Below are 16477 nucleotides of genomic sequence, written 5' to 3' on the forward strand. Positions count from 1 at the left end.
CATTGGGCGCTGCACGGCACTACTCTCTAAACATCATGAAAATTGCTTTTATCGGCGGTGGCAATATGGCCGCCGCGTTGATCGGCGGTCTTATCAAGCGTGGCGTCGCGCCGGCCGACCTCTACGCGATCGATCCCAACGAAGCGACCCGCGAGCGCAATGAGCAGCAATTCGGCATCAAGACCGGTGCCGCCGCCGACACCGCGCTCGCCGCCTACGACGCCGTCGTGCTGGCCGTGAAGCCGCAGATTCTGAAGAGCGTCGCCGAAGGGCTGGCGCCGCATCTGAACGCGTCGCAACTGGTGGTCAGCATCGTCGCCGGGATTCGCATGGAAGACATGTCGCGCTGGCTCGACGGTCACTCGCGAGTCGTGCGCGTGATGCCGAATACGCCGGCGTTGATCGGCATGGGCGTGACCGGGCTGGTCGCAACCGGCAGCGTCGACGAAGCGGGTCGTGCGCTCGCATCGCAGGTGCTGGGTGCGGTGGGCGAAACGGTCTGGTTCGACGACGAAGCGAAGATCGACGCCGTCACCGCGATCTCGGGCAGCGGGCCGGCCTATGTGTTCTATTTCATCGAGGCGCTGCAGGAAGCCGCGCACCAGCTCGGCATGGACGAAGCGCAAGGCCGCGCGCTGGCTGTCGCCACCTTCACCGGCGCGGCGCAACTGGCGGCGAATTCCGATGAAGCGCCGGGCGTGTTGCGCGAACGGGTGACGTCGAAAGGCGGCACGACAGCGGCGGCGCTGGCTTCGTTCGACGCGAGCGGGATCAAGGATGCGATTGTGCGCGGCGTGCTCGCCGCCGACGCGCGCGCCAGGGAAATGGGCGACGAGTTCGGCAAGCTGTAAGCGCGGCGAGTCGTCGTGAAAGAGGTAAAGAGGTAAAGAGGCAGCGCCCTGGTTCAGACCGGGGCGCTGTCGGCGACGCTAAAACCGTGAGGCGCAACGCGCCGGTTTAAGCCGCTGCGGCGTAGGCGCCGCCAGACCAGAAGCGCACAGACGCGCAGGTGCAACGCCCGCGTCGAACATCTACAACGAAGCCACTGCGTAGTGCGCGGCAATGCCCACGAACAACACGCCGCCCAGCCAGTTGTTGTGCCTGAAGGCCGCGAAGCACGCCATCTGTTCACGATTGCGGATCAGCCTGTAGTGATAGATCGCGCAGCCCACGGCTGCCGCCCATCCCAGCCAGTACAACCAGCCGAAACCCAGTTGCACGCCGATGCCGACGTAAATTCCCAGCGTCACCGCGTAGCACAGCATGATCGCGGCCACGTCGAAGCGGCCGAACGTCAGCGCCGAAGTCCGAATGCCGATCTTGATGTCGTCGTCACGATCGACCATGGCATATTCGGTGTCGTACGCGACCGACCAGAACACGTTGGCGAGCAGCATCACCCACGCGAGCATCGGCACGTGGCCCTGCACGGCGGCGAACGCCATCGGAATGCCGAAGCCGAACGCGATGCCGAGATACGCCTGCGGAATCGCGAGAAAACGCTTGGTGAACGGATACGAACCGGCGACGAACAACGCCGCCACGGAAAGCTCTTTAGTCAGCGTGTTGAGCGGCAGAATCAGCAGGAACGCGATCAGCGACAACCCGGCCGCCAGGGCCACCGCTTCCCACGCCTTGATCTTGCCCGACGTGACCGGACGATTCTCGGTGCGCTTCACATGACGATCGAAATCGCGGTCCGCATAGTCGTTGATCGCGCAACCGGCCGAGCGCATCAGCACGGTGCCGACGCAGAAGATCACCAGCAGAGGCCACGTCGGATGGCCGTCCGAAGCGATCCACAACGCGTTGAGCGTCGGCCACAGCAGCAGCACCGTGCCGATCGGCTTGTCCATCCGGACGAGGCGCAGAAACAGGGGGAGTCGGGCGAACATGGGTCGATTCGGTGAAGGGCAAGAACGGTGCCGCTATTTTACGGGATGCGGAACGCGGGCCGCTGCCAGTTGGGCCAGGCCGCTGTATGAAGCGAAAACCGGCGCCGCAAAAAACAAAGCCTCCCACAGGGAGGCTTTGTTTTTACTCAAGCTCAGCGGCAACGCGTGAGCTCAATGAAGCGTCGGCCGTAATCAAGCCAGCATCGAACGCAGCATCCACGCGGTCTTTTCGTGCGTTTGCATGCGTTGCGTCAGCAGGTCGGCGGTCGGCTCGTCGTTCGCGGCTTCCGTCGACGGGAAAATCGCGCGCGCGGTGCGCACCACGGCCTCCTGGCCTTCCACCAGCTGGCGGATCATTTCTTCCGCGGCCGGCACGCCGTCCGCTTCCGGAATCGACGACAGCTTTGCGAATTCCTTGTAGCTGCCCGGCGCATGCACACCCAGCGCGCGGATCCGTTCAGCGATCGAATCGACCGCCAGGGCGAGCTCGTTGTACTGCGTTTCGAACATCAGGTGCAGCGTATTGAACATCGGACCCGTCACGTTCCAGTGGAAGTTGTGAGTCTTCAGATAGAGCGTGTAGGTGTCGGCGAGCAAACGCGACAGACCTTCGGCGATCTTCTTGCGATCCTTGTCGGTGATTCCGATATTGACGTGCTGTACGGCTTCTTTCTTGGCCATGATGACTCCTTTGAAGAGTGATACGAACCGGTCGGCATAGTGACGATCTGCCGATGGCAATCCCGGCAAACCCGGCACTTCGAACGCCCGACAGTTTAGCGTAGAAAACTGCTGCGTTCGTGTGACGCGTGGTCGCCTGCCGCACCCACGGCCGCGCCGCGATCAGCCGCCGAGCGCGTGCTGCAGTGCTTGCGCGACGATCACCGCGAGTCCGCTCGAGACGATCGCGAAACCCACCGCGCGCCGCAGCATCACGGCCTGTTGCAGGGCCTGTTGCTGCTGCGCGCCGCGCGCGGCGGCCGAGCCGCCGATAGTGGCCAACATCATCTGAATCATGATCGTGCTCCGTCGATTCGTATCGTTACCGGCGAGACGCTCATGCGCCTCGCCGTTGCTGCATCACTTCAACTGACTTGCCCAGTTACTTCTTACGGCTTTCGGCGAGGTCGGCCAGCGCGGCGATCACGCCTTCCGCGTAAGCCGGATCGGCCTGGCGGAAATGCTCGATCTGACGCGCGACGATCTCCTGCGGCACGCCGTCGATATGACGCGCGATGTTGCCGAACAGACGCTGACGCTGCGCCGCGTCGAACAGCGCGAACAGCATGCCCGGCTGCGTGTAGTAGTCGCCGTCCTGGCGATGATCGTAGCGATCCACCGCACCGGCCGCGAGCGGCGGTTCCGCCGCGTTCACGTCCTGCGCGAAGTCGCCGAAACGGTTCGGCTCGTAATTCACGTTGCCGCCGAGGTTGCCGTCCGTACGCATCGCGCCGTCGCGATGGAACGAATGCGGGCTCGGCACGCGCGACGCGTTCACCGGAATCTGATGGTGATTGATCCCGAGGCGATAGCGCTGCGTGTCACCGTAAGAGAACAACCGGCCCTGCAACAGACGGTCCGGCGAGAAGCCGGTGCCCGGCACCACGTTAGCCGGCGTGAACGCCGCCTGCTCCACGTCCGCGAAATAGTTGGCCGCGTTACGGTTCAACTCGATCGTGCCGACGTCGATCAGCGGATAGTCCTTCTGCGACCACACCTTCGTGACGTCGAACGGATTGAAGCGATACGTGGCGGCGTCCGCTTCCGGCATCACCTGAATCGCGAAACGCCACGTCGGGAAGTTGCCCGCGTCGATGTTGCCGATCAGATCGCGTTGCGCGCTTTCACGGTCTTGCGCAACCACTTGCGCCGCTTCGGCATCGGTGAAATTTTCAACGCCTTGCTGCGACTTGAAGTGGAACTTCACCCAGAAACGCTCGTTGTTCGCGTTGATGAACGAGTACGTGTGCGAACCGAAACCGTGCATGGTGCGGAAGTTTTGCGGAATACCACGGTCGCTCATCAAAATCGTCACCTGATGCAACGACTCCGGGTGACGCGACCAGAAATCCCACGCGGCGACGTTGCTGCGCATGTTGGTGTACGGATCGCGCTTCTGCGTATGGATGAAGTCCGGAAACTTCAGCGGATCGCGGATAAAGAACACCGGCGTGTTGTTGCCGACCACGTCCCAGTTGCCTTCTTCCGTGTAGAACTTGATCGAGAAACCGCGCACGTCGCGTTCCGCGTCGGCCGCGCCGCGCTCACCGGCCACCGTCGAAAAGCGCATAAAGAGCGGCGTGTCCTTGCCGACTTCGGCGAACACCTTGGCCTTCGTAAAGCGGGAAATGTCGTGCGTGACTTTCAGCGTGCCGAATGCGCCCGAACCTTTGGCATGAACGCGGCGCTCGGGGATTACTTCGCGATCGAAGTGAGCGAGCTTTTCAAGCAGCCACACGTCTTGCAGCACCACCGGACCGCGCGCGCCGGCGGTCATCGAATTCTGGTTGTCGGCAATCGGGGCGCCGGCGGCGTTGGTGAGCTTACGTTCGGTCATGCGTGACTCCTGATGAGCTTTTATCGAAACTGAATTTGGGGGAGAGGCGCGGCACACGAAGGCCGGAAAACCGATACGTCAGGCGGACAGCGCGCGATCGACCAGCAGGGACAACGCGACGGTTCGAATGCTTTGCATCGACGCGGCAAAGCTGCTGACGGCGGCGTCAGCCGATTGAGCGATGAGGGTCGGGTCTTGCTGCGGGTTCGATGACGACATGCTTTCCTCCGGTGTCTTATGGGATCGGGCGATCCATGGAGGAAACTATAACAATGCTATCGAATTAACGTGTTTGATTAATTTTATCTATTCGATAGGGAGGGCGGCGATCACCGCCCTCTGACGCCTCGCGTCCGTTCAGTTCACGGCGACGGGCAATTCCAGTTTCTTGACGCCCGGCAGGTCGCAGGCGTTGATCGCGTCGCAAATGGCGTCGATAGCGGGCATGCGCGTGAAGCTCTTGCGCCAGGCGAGCACGACGCGGCGATCCGGCACGGGTTCGTCGAACGCGACATAGCTGAGCAGGCCCGCGTCGATACCGCCTGCATGCGGCTTGACCTCGTGCACCGACATACGCGGCAGCACGGTAATGCCGACGCCGCTCGCCACCATGTGACGAATGGTCTCCAGCGAGGAGCCCTCGAAAGTCTTCTGGATACCGTCCGCGTTCTGCGAGAAACGCATCAACTCCGGGCAGACGCCCAGCACGTGATCGCGGAAGCAGTGGCCGCTGCCGAGCAGCAGCATGGTTTCCTGCTTCAGATCGTCGGCGTTGATTTTCGCGCGGTTTTCCCACGCATGGCCGGACGGCAGCGCGACGACAAACGGTTCGTCGTACAGCGGGCGCAGCATCAGGCCGGTTTCAGGGAACGGCAGCGCCATGATCGCGACGTCGATTTCGCCTTGCTTGAGCAGTTCGATCAGCTTGAGCGTGTAATTTTCCTGCAGCATCAGCGGCATCTGCGGGACGCGCTTGATCATCTGCTTGACCAGCGTAGGCAGCAGATACGGCCCGATCGTATAGATCACGCCGAGCCGCAACGGCCCGACCAGCGGGTCTTTGCCCTGCTTGGCGATTTCCTTGATGGCGAGGGTTTGCTCGAGAACGCGCTGAGCTTGCGTGACGATCTGTTCTCCGATCGGCGTGACGCTGACTTCGCTGGTGCCGCGCTCGAAGATCTGGACGTTGAGTTCGTCCTCGAGCTTCTTGATCGCCACCGACAAGGTCGGCTGGCTAACGAAACATGCCTCGGCAGCCCGGCCGAAGTGCCGCTCGCGGGCCACCGCGACGATGTATTTCAATTCGGTGAGCGTCATTGGGGGACCAATCAGTGCAGTGAGTTCGATAGGTTCTAGTTATACACCCTATGGGGTCGGTTCGCCAACCTCTTTGGGGCGCCGGGCTGGGCGTCACGCCTGATTGAAGGCAAACTCGCGTGATTCACCGCACATCTTTTTTCACATGACCCGCAGGAGACACCCGATGATGAGGCGAATCGTTGCCCTCGCTATTCTTTCCGCTGTACACCTTCACGCGATGGCCGCATCCGAACCGGCCGTCGAGGCCAAAAACGGCATGGTCGTTTCGTCGCAGAATCTTGCCTCCGAAATCGGTATCGCGATGCTGAAAAAAGGCGGCAACGCGGTCGATGCCGCCGTCGCCGTGGGTTATGCGCAGGCCGTGACCAATCCGTGTTGCGGCAATATCGGCGGTGGCGGCTTCATGACGCTGCATCTCGCGGACGGTCAGGATCGCTTCATCAACTTTCGCGAGACCGCGCCGGCCGCGGCCAGCGCGAACATGTATCTGGACGCCGACGGCAAAGTGCGGCCCGGCGAGAGCCTGTACGGCTATCGCGCGGTCGGCGTGCCCGGCACGGTTGCGGGCCTCGATCTCGCGCAACGCAAATACGGCAAGCTGACGCGTCAGCAGGTCATGGCGCCGGCCATCAAGCTGGCGCGCGACGGCTTCATTCTGACCCGCGCGGACACCGACATTCTCGACACCACGGTCCAGCGCTTTCGCACCGATCCGGACGCCGCGCGCATCTTCCTGCGTCGCGACGGCACACCGCTTCAGCCGGGCGACCGTCTGGTGCAGCGCGATCTCGCGAAGACGCTGGAAAACATCGCCCGTCGCGGCCCCGACGCGTTTTATCGCGGACGCATTCCGCAGATCGTCGAAGCTGCGTCGAGCAAGAGCGGCGGCCTGATCACCGCCGCGGATTTCGCCGCCTACAAGGCCGACGATACCGAACCGCTGAAGTGCAGCTATCGCGGCTACGATTTCATTTCCGCGCCGCCGCCGAGCTCGGGCGGCGTCACGCTCTGCGAGACGCTGAACATTCTCGAAGGTTATGACATGCGCGGTCTCGGCTTCCACTCGGCCGCCTCCGTGCACTACATGACCGAGGCCATGCGGCACGCGTACCTCGATCGCAACACGCTGCTCGGCGATCCGGCGTTCATCAAGAACCCGATCGACAAGTTGCTGAGCAAGGACTACGCGGCGAGCATCCGCACCTTGATTACCGCCGACACCGCGACGCCGTCGAAAGACGTGCAACCGGGTTACGGCGTGCATGAGAAACCGGAAACCACGCACTACTCGATCATCGACAAGGCCGGCAACGCGGTATCGACCACTTATACGGTCAACGGCCGCTTCGGCGCGGTCGTGATCGCGCCGGGCACGGGCTTCTTCCTGAACGACGAGATGGACGATTTCACCGTCAAGGTGGGCGTGCAGAATCTGTTCGGGCTGGTGCAGGGTTCGCGCAACTCGATCGCGCCGGGCAAGCGTCCGTTGTCGTCGATGGCGCCCACGGTCGTGACGAAAGACGGCAAGGTCTTCATGGTGCTGGGTTCGCCGGGCGGCTCGCGGATCATCACGATCACGCTGCAAACCGCGCTCAACGTGATTGACTACGGCATGGCGCCGCAAGACGCGGTCGACGCGCCGCGGATTCATCATCAGTGGCTGCCGGACGAGGTGGACTACGAGACGCAGGGGTTGTCGCCGGATACGCTGAAGATCCTGCAGCAGATGGGCTACAAGATGGTCGAGCAGACGCCGTGGGGCGCGGCGGAGTTGATCATGGTGGGCTTGCCGGGAACCGAAGCGGCGAGCCGGGTGAGCTCGGGCAACGACTCGTCGGTGTCGGGCCAGGTTCGGCAGGGCTTCGTGTATGGGTCGAACGATCCGCGACGTCCGGCGGGGTCGGCGGTCGGATATTGATGCTTTGAAACGCTAAAAAACCCGGAAGAAGCGCATGCTTTTTCCGGGTTTTTCTTTTTTGTTCTTGCGATCCGGAGACCTGCCGGCGTCACGCTTTCAAGTACTGCTCCCGCGCGCCGAGCCAGCGGGCCAGGTGTTGTATCACGACGTCCGGGTACTTTTCGAGCAACGCCGCCGCCGCTTCGCGAGCGGGCTCGATGAGCCACTGATCGTTCTCGAGATCCGCGAATCGCAGCATTGCCACGCCCGATTGCCGCGCGCCTAAAAACTCGCCCGGCCCGCGAATCTCAAGATCGCGCCGAGCGATTTCGAAGCCGTCGGTCGTCTCGCGCATGGTTTGCAGGCGTGCGCGTGCTGTCATCGACAAGGGTCCGGTGTACAGCAGCACGCAAACCGACGCCGCACTGCCGCGCCCGACTCGTCCGCGCAACTGGTGCAATTGCGCGAGACCAAACCGCTCCGCGTGTTCGATCACCATCAACGACGCATTCGGCACGTCGACGCCCACTTCGATCACCGTCGTCGCAACCAGCAATTGCACTTCGTTGCGCGTGAACTCGTCCATCACCGCCGCTTTCTCGGCCGGCGCCAATCGTCCGTGCACGAGGCCGACCTTCAGTTCGGGCAACGCGGCGATCAGTGTTTCGTAGGTTTCCACGGCGGTCTGCAATTGCAGCGTCTCGCTTTCCTCGATCAGCGGACACACCCAATACACTTGACGCCCGGTCAACGCCGCCTCGCGCACCCGGCCGATCACCTCCTCGCGACGTGCGTCGGACACCAGCTTGGTCAGGATCGGCGTGCGGCCAGGCGGCAATTCGTCGATGGTCGACACGTCGAGGTCGGCGTAGTACGTCATGGCGAGCGTGCGCGGAATCGGCGTCGCGGACATCATCAGTTGATGCGGCTGGAAATCGCGCGCGCCGTCGGCGGCTTTCTGCGCCTTGGCGCGCAACGCCAGCCGCTGCGCCACGCCGAAGCGATGCTGTTCGTCGACGATCACGAGGCCGAGGCGCGCGAACTCGACCGCGTCCTGAATGATCGCGTGCGTGCCGATCACGAGTTGCGCGGTGCCAAGCGCGGCGGCTTCGATCGCGGCGCGTTTTTCCTTGGTCTTCAAACTGCCCGCAAGCCACGCGACGCTCACGCCCAGCGGCTCCAGCCAGCCGCGCAATTTGCGCGCGTGCTGCTCGGCGAGAATTTCGGTCGGCGCCATCAGCGCGGCCTGGTAGCCGGCGTCGATCGCCTGCGCGGCCGCCAACGCGGCGACGATCGTCTTGCCGCTGCCGACGTCGCCCTGCAACAGCCGCTGCATCGGGTGCGGCTGCGTCAGATCCAGCGCGATCTCGCCGCCCACGCGTTCCTGCGCGGCCGTCAGCGCGAACGGCAGCGCCTTCAGCAAACGCGCGACCAGCGCGGACTCGTCGCCGAGCTTGCGCCGCGGCATGGCCGGCGCGGCACGCGTGCGGCGCTCGTCGTGCGCGCGCTTGAGCGACATCTGCTGCGCGAGCAGTTCTTCGAACTTGATGCGCACCCACGCCGGATGCGTGCCGTCGATCAGCGCGGTCTCGTCCGACTGCACGCCCGGATGGTGCAGCGTGCGCACCGCGTCCATCAGCGTCGGCACGCCGAGCGGCTGCATGTACGTCTGTGCGATCGGCTCGGGCAGCAATTCCGGCAGCGAGGTGCGCGACAACGCGTTGTCGATCGATTTGCGCAGATAGGCTTGCGTCACGCCCGCGGTGCTCGGGTAGACGGGCGTCAGCGCTTGCGGCAGCGGCGTGTCTTCGTCGACCACGCGCACCGCCGGATGCACCATCTCCATGCCGAAGAAACCGCCGCGCACATCGCCACGCACTCGCAAGCGCGCGCCGATCGCCATCTGCTTGACCTGCGAGCCGTAGAAATTCAGGAAGCGCAGCACGAGTTCGTCGCCGTGATCGTCGTGCAGTTTCACCAGCAACTGGCGACGCGGACGATAGGCGATCTCATTGTCGAACACCACGCCTTCGGTTTGCGAGATGCCGCCGGGTAACAGGTGGCCGATCGGCGTCAGTTGGGTCTCGTCCTCGTAGCGCATCGGCAGATGCAGTACGAGGTCGATGTCGCGCGTGAGGCCGAGTTTGGCGAGCTTGTCGGCGGTTTTTTCGGCGGCCTTGGGCGTGGACTTGCCGGCCGGCTTGGCGGCGGACTTGCCTGCGGATTGAGTTGCGGGCTTCGCGGCGGATTTGCCGGCCGGCCGGTCGCCGAAGATGGAATCCGGTTTGTCGGCGAGCGGCGGCTCGAACTCGTCGTCTGGCTTATCAGCGGCCTGGGCGCCGAGCGTGTCGCCTTCATGCGTGGCTTTTTCGCTATCCAGCGCGACGCCCGCGCCACCCTCGCCCGTCTCCGTTACCGCCTTGCCGCGCGATACGCGGCGCCTGGGTTCGGCGCTCGCTTCGTCGGTGGTTTGGGGCAATCGGCGGTCGGACAAAGGCATGGGCTGCTTCGCAAGTACAATATCGGCTGTCAAAGGGTAGCGCCGCCATACAGCGCGCGGGCTCGCGGGCCGCTCTGGCGTCCCGCAATCATAGCCGCCCGGCTCCGGCTTCGGCTCAATTCAGTCTCAATTCGCTTCCAGTCGTTCGCATGTTTACGCTTTCCGATTTCGATTTCGATCTGCCGCCCGAGTTGATCGCGCAAGTCGCGCTGCCCGAACGCAGCGCCAGCCGTCTGCTCGAAGTGGACAACACGGCCCACGCCGACGCCGCGCGTCTCGTCGATCGCCGCTTCGCCGAATTGCCTGAGTGCATCGCGCCGGGCGACCTGCTGGTCTTCAACGATACCAAAGTGCTGAAGGCGCGGTTCCTCGGCCAGAAGGCCAGTGGCGGCAAGGTCGAAGTGCTGGTGGAACGCCTCACCGGCGAACGCACGGCGCTCGCGCAGATTCGCGCGAGCAAGAGCCCGCAGCCGGGCACCACGATCCGTCTCGCCGACGCATTCGACGTGACCCTCGGCGAACGCGTCGAGCCGTTCTACACGCTGCACTTCCCGGACGACTGCCTGACGCTGATCGAGCAGTTCGGCCGCCTGCCGCTGCCGCCGTACATCGAGCACGACCCCGATTCGACCGACGAATCCCGCTATCAAACCGTGTTCGCGCAGAACCCCGGCGCGGTCGCCGCGCCCACCGCCGGCCTGCATTTCGACGACGCGCTGCTCGCGCGCCTCGACGAGCGCGGCGTGGAACGCGCGACGTTGACGCTGCACGTCGGCGCCGGCACGTTCCAGCCGGTGCGGGTCGAGAACCTGGCCGAACACAAGATGCACAGCGAGTGGTATCACCTGCCGCAATCGCTCGCCGACAAGATCGCGGCAACGCGCGCGCGCGGCAACCGCGTGATCGCGGTGGGCACGACCTCGATGCGCGCGCTCGAAGCGGCCGCCCGCGACGCCGATGTCGCCGGCCAGCCGCTCGGCGCGGCCAGCACGGAAACCGACATTTTCATCACGCCGGGTTATCAGTTCCGCGTGGTCGACCGGCTGGTGACCAATTTCCATTTGCCGAAGTCGACGTTGCTGATGCTGGTGTCGGCGTTCGCAGGTGTAGAGACGATTCGCGCGGCGTATCGTCACGCGATCGAGCAGCGTTACCGCTTCTTCAGTTACGGCGACGCGATGCTGCTGACGCGTCGCGACCCGACGGCCGAGACGACGGGCTAACACTCTCTTCCGGTCGCTTTAAAGGTTTTCGCCGTTCCCCACGCCGCCGCGATCCTTCCGGCGGCATTCATCTATTTGCGCCGGACTGTTCTCCGGTAGCAACAGGAGTTTATTCATGACCGATGGTCATCAGTCGCACGACGCGACCTTCGAGCGCCCGGAAAACGGCCTCAAATTCGAACTGCTCGGCACCGACGGCCAGGCCCGTCGCGGCCGCGTCACGCTGAATCACGGCGTGGTCGAAACGCCGATCTTCATGCCGGTCGGCACTTACGGCACGGTGAAAGCGGTCCAGCCGCGCGAGCTTGAGGAAATGCACGCGCAGATCATCCTCGGCAACACGTTTCACCTGTGGCTGCGCCCGGGCCTCGAAACGATCGAAGCGCACGGCGGCCTGCACCGCTTCATGGGCTGGAACAAGCCGATCCTGACCGATTCCGGTGGTTTTCAGGTGTTTTCGCTCGGCGATCTGCGCAAAATCACCGAAGATGGCGTCACGTTCGCGTCGCCGATCAATGGCGACAAGCTCTTCCTGTCGCCAGAAGTGTCGATGCAGATCCAGAAGGTGCTGAACTCGGACATCGTCATGCAGTTCGACGAATGCACGCCGTACGCCACCAATAACGTGCCCACCTCACACCAGGAAGCCGCCGACTCGATGCGCATGTCGATGCGCTGGGCCCAGCGCTCGATCGACGAATTCAACAAGCTCGGCAATCCGAACGCGCTGTTCGGCATCGTTCAGGGCGGCATGTTCGAAGATTTGCGCGACGAATCGCTTGCCGGTCTCGCGGAGAAGGATTTCCACGGTCTCGCGATCGGCGGCCTGTCGGTCGGCGAACCGAAAGAAGACATGATGCGCGTGCTGAACCACATCGGCCCGAAGCTGCCGGCCGACAAGCCGCACTATCTGATGGGCGTCGGCACGCCGGAAGACCTGGTGGCGGGCGTCGCCGCTGGCGTCGACATGTTCGACTGCGTGATGCCGACCCGCAACGCGCGCAACGGCTGGCTGTTCACCCGTTTCGGCGACGTCAAGATCCGCAACGCGGCGCACAGGAACTCGCTGCGCCCGCTCGACGAGCAATGCGGCTGCTACACCTGCCGCAATTTCACGCGCGGCTACCTGCACCATCTGCATCGTGTAGGGGAAATCCTCGGTGCGCAGCTGAACACGATCCACAACCTGCACTACTACCTCGAATTGATGCAGGAAATCCGCGACGCGATCGACGCGAAAATGTTCGAGCCCTTCCGCAAACGCTTCCACGAGAACCGTGCACGCGGCATCGAGCAGGTTCCCTGAGGTTGAGCCAGCCACGGATTCTCCGGAAGAATCCGTCGGCGCGGCACGGAAAACCTTACAATATACTTTCGTCGACGCTCGAAAAAGGCTTTAAACGGTTGATCGCAAAGCCGATTCGCCGCGCCGACCCACGTCAGGCGGATGGTAGAATAACCGGCTGATTTTTTTGATCGTTTTGATTTATAACGGAGAGACCAACGTGTCGTTCATTTCCAATGCCTTCGCCCAAGGCACAGCAACAGGTGGCATTGAATCGAACCTGATGAGCTTCCTGCCGCTGATCCTGATGTTCGGCGTGCTGTACTTCATCATGATTCGCCCGCAAATGAAGCGCCAGAAAGAACACCGCAACATGCTCTCGGCCATGGCCAAGGGCGACGAAGTGGTGACGAACGGCGGCATCGTCGGCAAGGTGACCAAGGTGGGTGAAGCTTACGTCGGCGTCGAAATCTCGGAAGGCACGGAAATCACCGTGCAAAAGGCGTCGGTAACGACGATTCTCCCGAAGGGCACGATCAAGTCGCTGTAAGGCCTGCTCTCTCGCGTCCGGCGCGGCCTCGCCGGCGATCCATGCCAACCGCTGAATCGCCCGCGCTCATCGCCGGACGCATCGCTTCCAAGCCAACCTTCCCGTTGGACCACTCATGAATCGTTACCCCCTCTGGAAATACGCCGTGATGCTGGTGGCTCTGGTCATCGGCCTCGTGTACACGCTGCCCAACCTGTTCGGCGAAGCGCCGGCGGTGCAGGTGTCGAGCGGCAAGGCAACGGTCAAGCTCGACTCGACCACGCTGTCGGCTGTCGAAGCCGCGCTCGCCGCGAATCAGATCAAGCCTGACGACGTCACGTTCGACAACTCGTCGACCAACGCGAACATTCGCGTGCGTCTGCCGGACACCGACACGCAACTGCGCGTGAAGGACCTGCTGCAAAAATCGCTGAACGCCGACCCGACCGACCCGCAATTCGTCGTCGCGCTGAATCTGCAAAGCGCGTCGCCGCACTGGCTGACCGCGCTGCACGCGCTGCCGATGTACCTCGGTCTCGATCTGCGCGGCGGGGTGCACTTCCTGCTGCAAGTCGACATGGCCGGCGCGCTGAACAAGAAGCTCGACTCCGACGCTTCCGACGCACGCACGCTGCTGCGCGACAACAACATCCGCGACGGCGGTGTGAACCGCGTGAACCAGACGGTGGTGATCAATTTCGCCGACCAGGCCACGGCGGACGCTGCGCTCAAGCAACTGGGCCGCGGTATCGGCGAACTCCAGTGGGCCACGCAAACCGGCACCGACGGTAGCGTGCAACTGGTCGGCACGTTCACGCCGGCCGTGCAGAAAACGGTGCAGGACGCCGCGCTCAAGCAGAACATCACCACGCTGCATAACCGCGTAAACGAACTCGGCGTGGCCGAGCCGGTGATCCAGCAACAAGGCTCCGATCGCATCGTGGTCGAACTGCCGGGCGTGCAGGACACGGCGAAGGCGAAGGACATCATCGGCCGTACGGCGACACTCGAAGCGCGTCTGGCCGATCCGGTCAACACGCACCCGCAACCGGGCGATCCGGTGCCGCCGGGCGACGAGTTGTTCACGCAAGGCAACCAGACGCCGGTGCTGCTGCGCAAGCAGATCATCTTCACCGGCGACCGGATTATCGACGCGTCGGCGGGCTTCGACGAGCATCAGCGTCCGTCCGTCAACATCCGTCTGGATTCGGCGGGTGGCCGTGCGGTGCGTAGCGTGTCGCGCGACAACATCGGCAAGCCGATGGCCATGGTGCTGTTCGAAAAGGGCAAGGGCGAAGTGCTGACGGTGGCGACCATCCAGTCGGAACTGGGCGACCGCTTCCAGATCACCGGCCAGGCCACGCCGCAAGGCGCCGCCGACCTCGCGCTGCTGCTGCGCGCCGGTTCGCTGGCCGCGCCGATGGACATCATCGAAGAACGCACCATCGGCCCAAGCCTCGGCGCGGACAACATCAAGAAGGGCTTCCACTCGGTCGTGTGGGGCTTCGCGGCAATCGCCGTCTTCATGATCGCGTACTACATGCTGTTCGGCGTGATCTCGGTGATCGGCCTGTCGGTCAACCTGCTGCTGCTGATCGCGGTGCTGTCCATGCTGCAGGCCACGCTCACCTTGCCGGGTATCGCCGCTATCGCGCTCGCGCTCGGTATGGCGATCGACTCGAACGTGCTGATCAACGAGCGCGTGCGTGAAGAACTGCGCCACGGCGCGCCGCCGCAACTGGCCATCCAGAACGGCTACGCGCATGCCTGGGCGACGATTCTCGACTCGAACGTCACCACGCTGATCGCCGGCCTCGCGCTGCTCGCCTTCGGCTCCGGCCCGGTGCGCGGCTTCGCGATGGTTCACTGTATCGGCATCTTGACGTCAATGTTCTCGGCCGTGTTCTTCTCGCGCGGTCTCGTGAACCTCTGGTACGGCGGCAAGAAGAAGCTGAAGTCGCTGGCCATCGGTCAGGTGTGGCGTCCGGAGTCGGCGCCCGCAGGCGCGGCCGCTTACCTCGGTAGCGAAGACGCCGACACCGACACCGCGCAAGCCGTCGCCGCAGTCACCGCCAAGCCGAAGGGCAAAGCGGCCGCGGCGCAGGCACGCGCGGCCGGCAAGCCGACGGTGCGCCGCCGTAATGCGGACGCTTCGAACGCGACGCAGAACACGCCGCAGAAACCGGGTTCATCCCGCTGAGTCCCGGAGAACTAGACCATGGAATTTTTCCGTTTTCGCAAAGACGTTCCGTTTATGCAGCGTGCGTTGATTTTCAACGCGATCTCGCTGCTGACGTTCGTTGCCGCTGTATTTTTCCTGTTGCATCGCGGGCTGCATCTGTCGGTGGAGTTCACCGGCGGTACGGTCGTCGAAGTGCAGTATCCGGGTGCCGCGCCGCTGGAACCGGTGCGCGCCAGCCTGGCCAAGCTCGGTTATGCCGACGCTCAGGTGCAGAACTTCGGCACCTCGCGCGACGTGCTGATCCGTCTGCCGCTCAAGCAGGGCTTCACGTCCGCGCAACAGAGCGATCAGGTAATGGGCGCACTGAAAACCGACACGCCTGAAGTGCAGTTGCAGCGCGTCGAGTTCGTCGGTCCGCAGGTCGGCAAGGAACTCGCCACCGACGGTCTGCTCGCGCTCGCGTGCGTGGTGGTCGGCATCGTGATCTACCTGTCGTTCCGCTTCGAATGGAAGTACGCCATTGCCGGCGTGATCGCGAACTTGCACGACGTGATCATCATTCTCGGCTTCTTCGCGTTCTTCCAGTGGGAGTTCTCGCTGTCGGTGCTGGCCGCCGTGCTCGCCGTGCTCGGCTACTCGGTGAACGAATCGGTGGTTATTTTCGACCGGATTCGCGAGACCTTCCGCCGCGAACGCAAGATGACGGTGATCGAAGTGATCAACCACGCGATCACGAGCACGATGTCGCGAACCGTCATCACGCACGGCTGTACGCAGATGATGGTGCTGTCGATGTTCCTGTTCGGCGGTCCGACGCTGCACTACTTCGCGCTCGCGCTGACGGTCGGTATTCTATTCGGTATCTACTCGTCGGTGTTCGTCGCCGCGGCGCTCGCCATGTGGTTCGGCGTGAAGCGCGAAGACCTGCTGAAGGACAAGAAGGACCGCGCCGATCCGAACGACCCGAACGCAGGCGCGCAAGTCTGATCGGGTTGTTGTTGTAAAGCTGAAGTACCAAGCAGAAGGCCGGTTCTCGCGAACCGGCCTTTTTCGTTTACCGCGCTGAAGGTGCTGAAGACGCTGATGCTG

Annotated in this window: 14 protein-coding genes; 7 read left to right on the forward strand and 7 right to left on the reverse strand. The window is 63.4% G+C overall.

All coding sequences use genetic code 11. From position 1 onward, the window contains the following. Positions 1-35 precede the first annotated feature (35 nt). Positions 36-851, forward strand: a complete 816-nt coding sequence (gene proC, locus FA94_RS17200; RefSeq protein WP_035553314.1) for a pyrroline-5-carboxylate reductase — start codon at positions 36-38, stop codon at positions 849-851. Positions 852-1031: 180 nt separating this feature from the next. On the opposite strand, the gene ubiA is transcribed toward proC, so the two are convergent. The 6 genes from ubiA to FA94_RS17220 form a co-directional block, all read right to left on the reverse strand. Next, positions 1032-1895 carry a 4-hydroxybenzoate octaprenyltransferase gene (gene ubiA / locus FA94_RS17205; protein ID WP_035553317.1) on the reverse strand — a complete coding sequence of 288 codons (864 nt, stop codon included), beginning with the start codon at positions 1893-1895 and terminating at the stop codon, positions 1032-1034. Between the two features lie 192 nt (positions 1896-2087). Next, positions 2088-2576 (reverse strand): Dps family protein, encoded by a 489-nt coding sequence (locus tag FA94_RS17210; protein WP_035553319.1) that lies wholly within the window; start codon positions 2574-2576, stop codon positions 2088-2090. A gap of 162 nt (positions 2577-2738) precedes the next feature. Continuing rightward, complete coding sequence (locus FA94_RS39175) at positions 2739-2912, reverse strand: hypothetical protein (RefSeq protein WP_197070223.1); 174 nt, start codon at positions 2910-2912, stop codon at positions 2739-2741. 85 nt (positions 2913-2997) lie between these two features. Further along, the gene (locus FA94_RS17215) at positions 2998-4452 is read right to left on the reverse strand and encodes a catalase (protein ID WP_035553321.1); all 1455 of its coding nucleotides are present in this window, start codon (positions 4450-4452) and stop codon (positions 2998-3000) included. Between the two features lie 78 nt (positions 4453-4530). Then, the gene (locus FA94_RS39180) at positions 4531-4671 is read right to left on the reverse strand and encodes a hypothetical protein (protein WP_176060002.1); all 141 of its coding nucleotides are present in this window, start codon (positions 4669-4671) and stop codon (positions 4531-4533) included. Between the two features lie 138 nt (positions 4672-4809). Then, positions 4810-5769, reverse strand: a complete 960-nt coding sequence (locus FA94_RS17220) for a LysR substrate-binding domain-containing protein (protein ID WP_035553324.1) — start codon at positions 5767-5769, stop codon at positions 4810-4812. 169 nt (positions 5770-5938) lie between these two features. On the opposite strand from FA94_RS17220, the gene ggt reads away from it, so the two are divergent. Beyond that, the gene (gene ggt, locus FA94_RS17225) at positions 5939-7690 is read left to right on the forward strand and encodes a gamma-glutamyltransferase (RefSeq protein ID WP_081936350.1); all 1752 of its coding nucleotides are present in this window, start codon (positions 5939-5941) and stop codon (positions 7688-7690) included. A gap of 88 nt (positions 7691-7778) precedes the next feature. Here ggt and recG read toward each other — a convergent pair whose 3' ends face one another. Next, positions 7779-10169, reverse strand: a complete 2391-nt coding sequence (gene recG / locus FA94_RS17230) for an ATP-dependent DNA helicase RecG (RefSeq protein ID WP_035553329.1) — start codon at positions 10167-10169, stop codon at positions 7779-7781. Between the two features lie 149 nt (positions 10170-10318). Between recG and queA the strand changes: the two genes are divergently transcribed. The 5 genes from queA to secF all read left to right on the forward strand — a co-directional run bounded on the left by queA (position 10319) and on the right by secF (position 16375). Continuing rightward, positions 10319-11392 (forward strand): tRNA preQ1(34) S-adenosylmethionine ribosyltransferase-isomerase QueA, encoded by a 1074-nt coding sequence (queA, locus tag FA94_RS17235; protein ID WP_035553332.1) that lies wholly within the window; start codon positions 10319-10321, stop codon positions 11390-11392. A gap of 115 nt (positions 11393-11507) precedes the next feature. After that, on the forward strand, positions 11508-12698 hold the full coding sequence (gene tgt / locus FA94_RS17240; protein ID WP_035553335.1) for a tRNA guanosine(34) transglycosylase Tgt: 1191 nt from the start codon (positions 11508-11510) through the stop codon (positions 12696-12698). 199 nt (positions 12699-12897) lie between these two features. Continuing rightward, positions 12898-13227 (forward strand): preprotein translocase subunit YajC, encoded by a 330-nt coding sequence (yajC, locus tag FA94_RS17245; RefSeq protein ID WP_035562406.1) that lies wholly within the window; start codon positions 12898-12900, stop codon positions 13225-13227. A gap of 115 nt (positions 13228-13342) precedes the next feature. Further along, positions 13343-15406, forward strand: coding sequence for a protein translocase subunit SecD (secD, locus tag FA94_RS17250; protein WP_035553337.1), 2064 nt, complete (start codon positions 13343-13345; stop codon positions 15404-15406). Between the two features lie 18 nt (positions 15407-15424). Further along, entirely contained in the window at positions 15425-16375 is a 951-nt protein-coding gene (gene secF / locus FA94_RS17255; RefSeq protein WP_035553339.1) for a protein translocase subunit SecF, read from the forward strand. The last annotated feature ends 102 nt before the right edge of the window (positions 16376-16477 follow it).

It is taken from the genome of Burkholderia sp. 9120 (assembly GCF_000745015.1).
Taxonomy (GTDB): domain Bacteria; phylum Pseudomonadota; class Gammaproteobacteria; order Burkholderiales; family Burkholderiaceae; genus Paraburkholderia.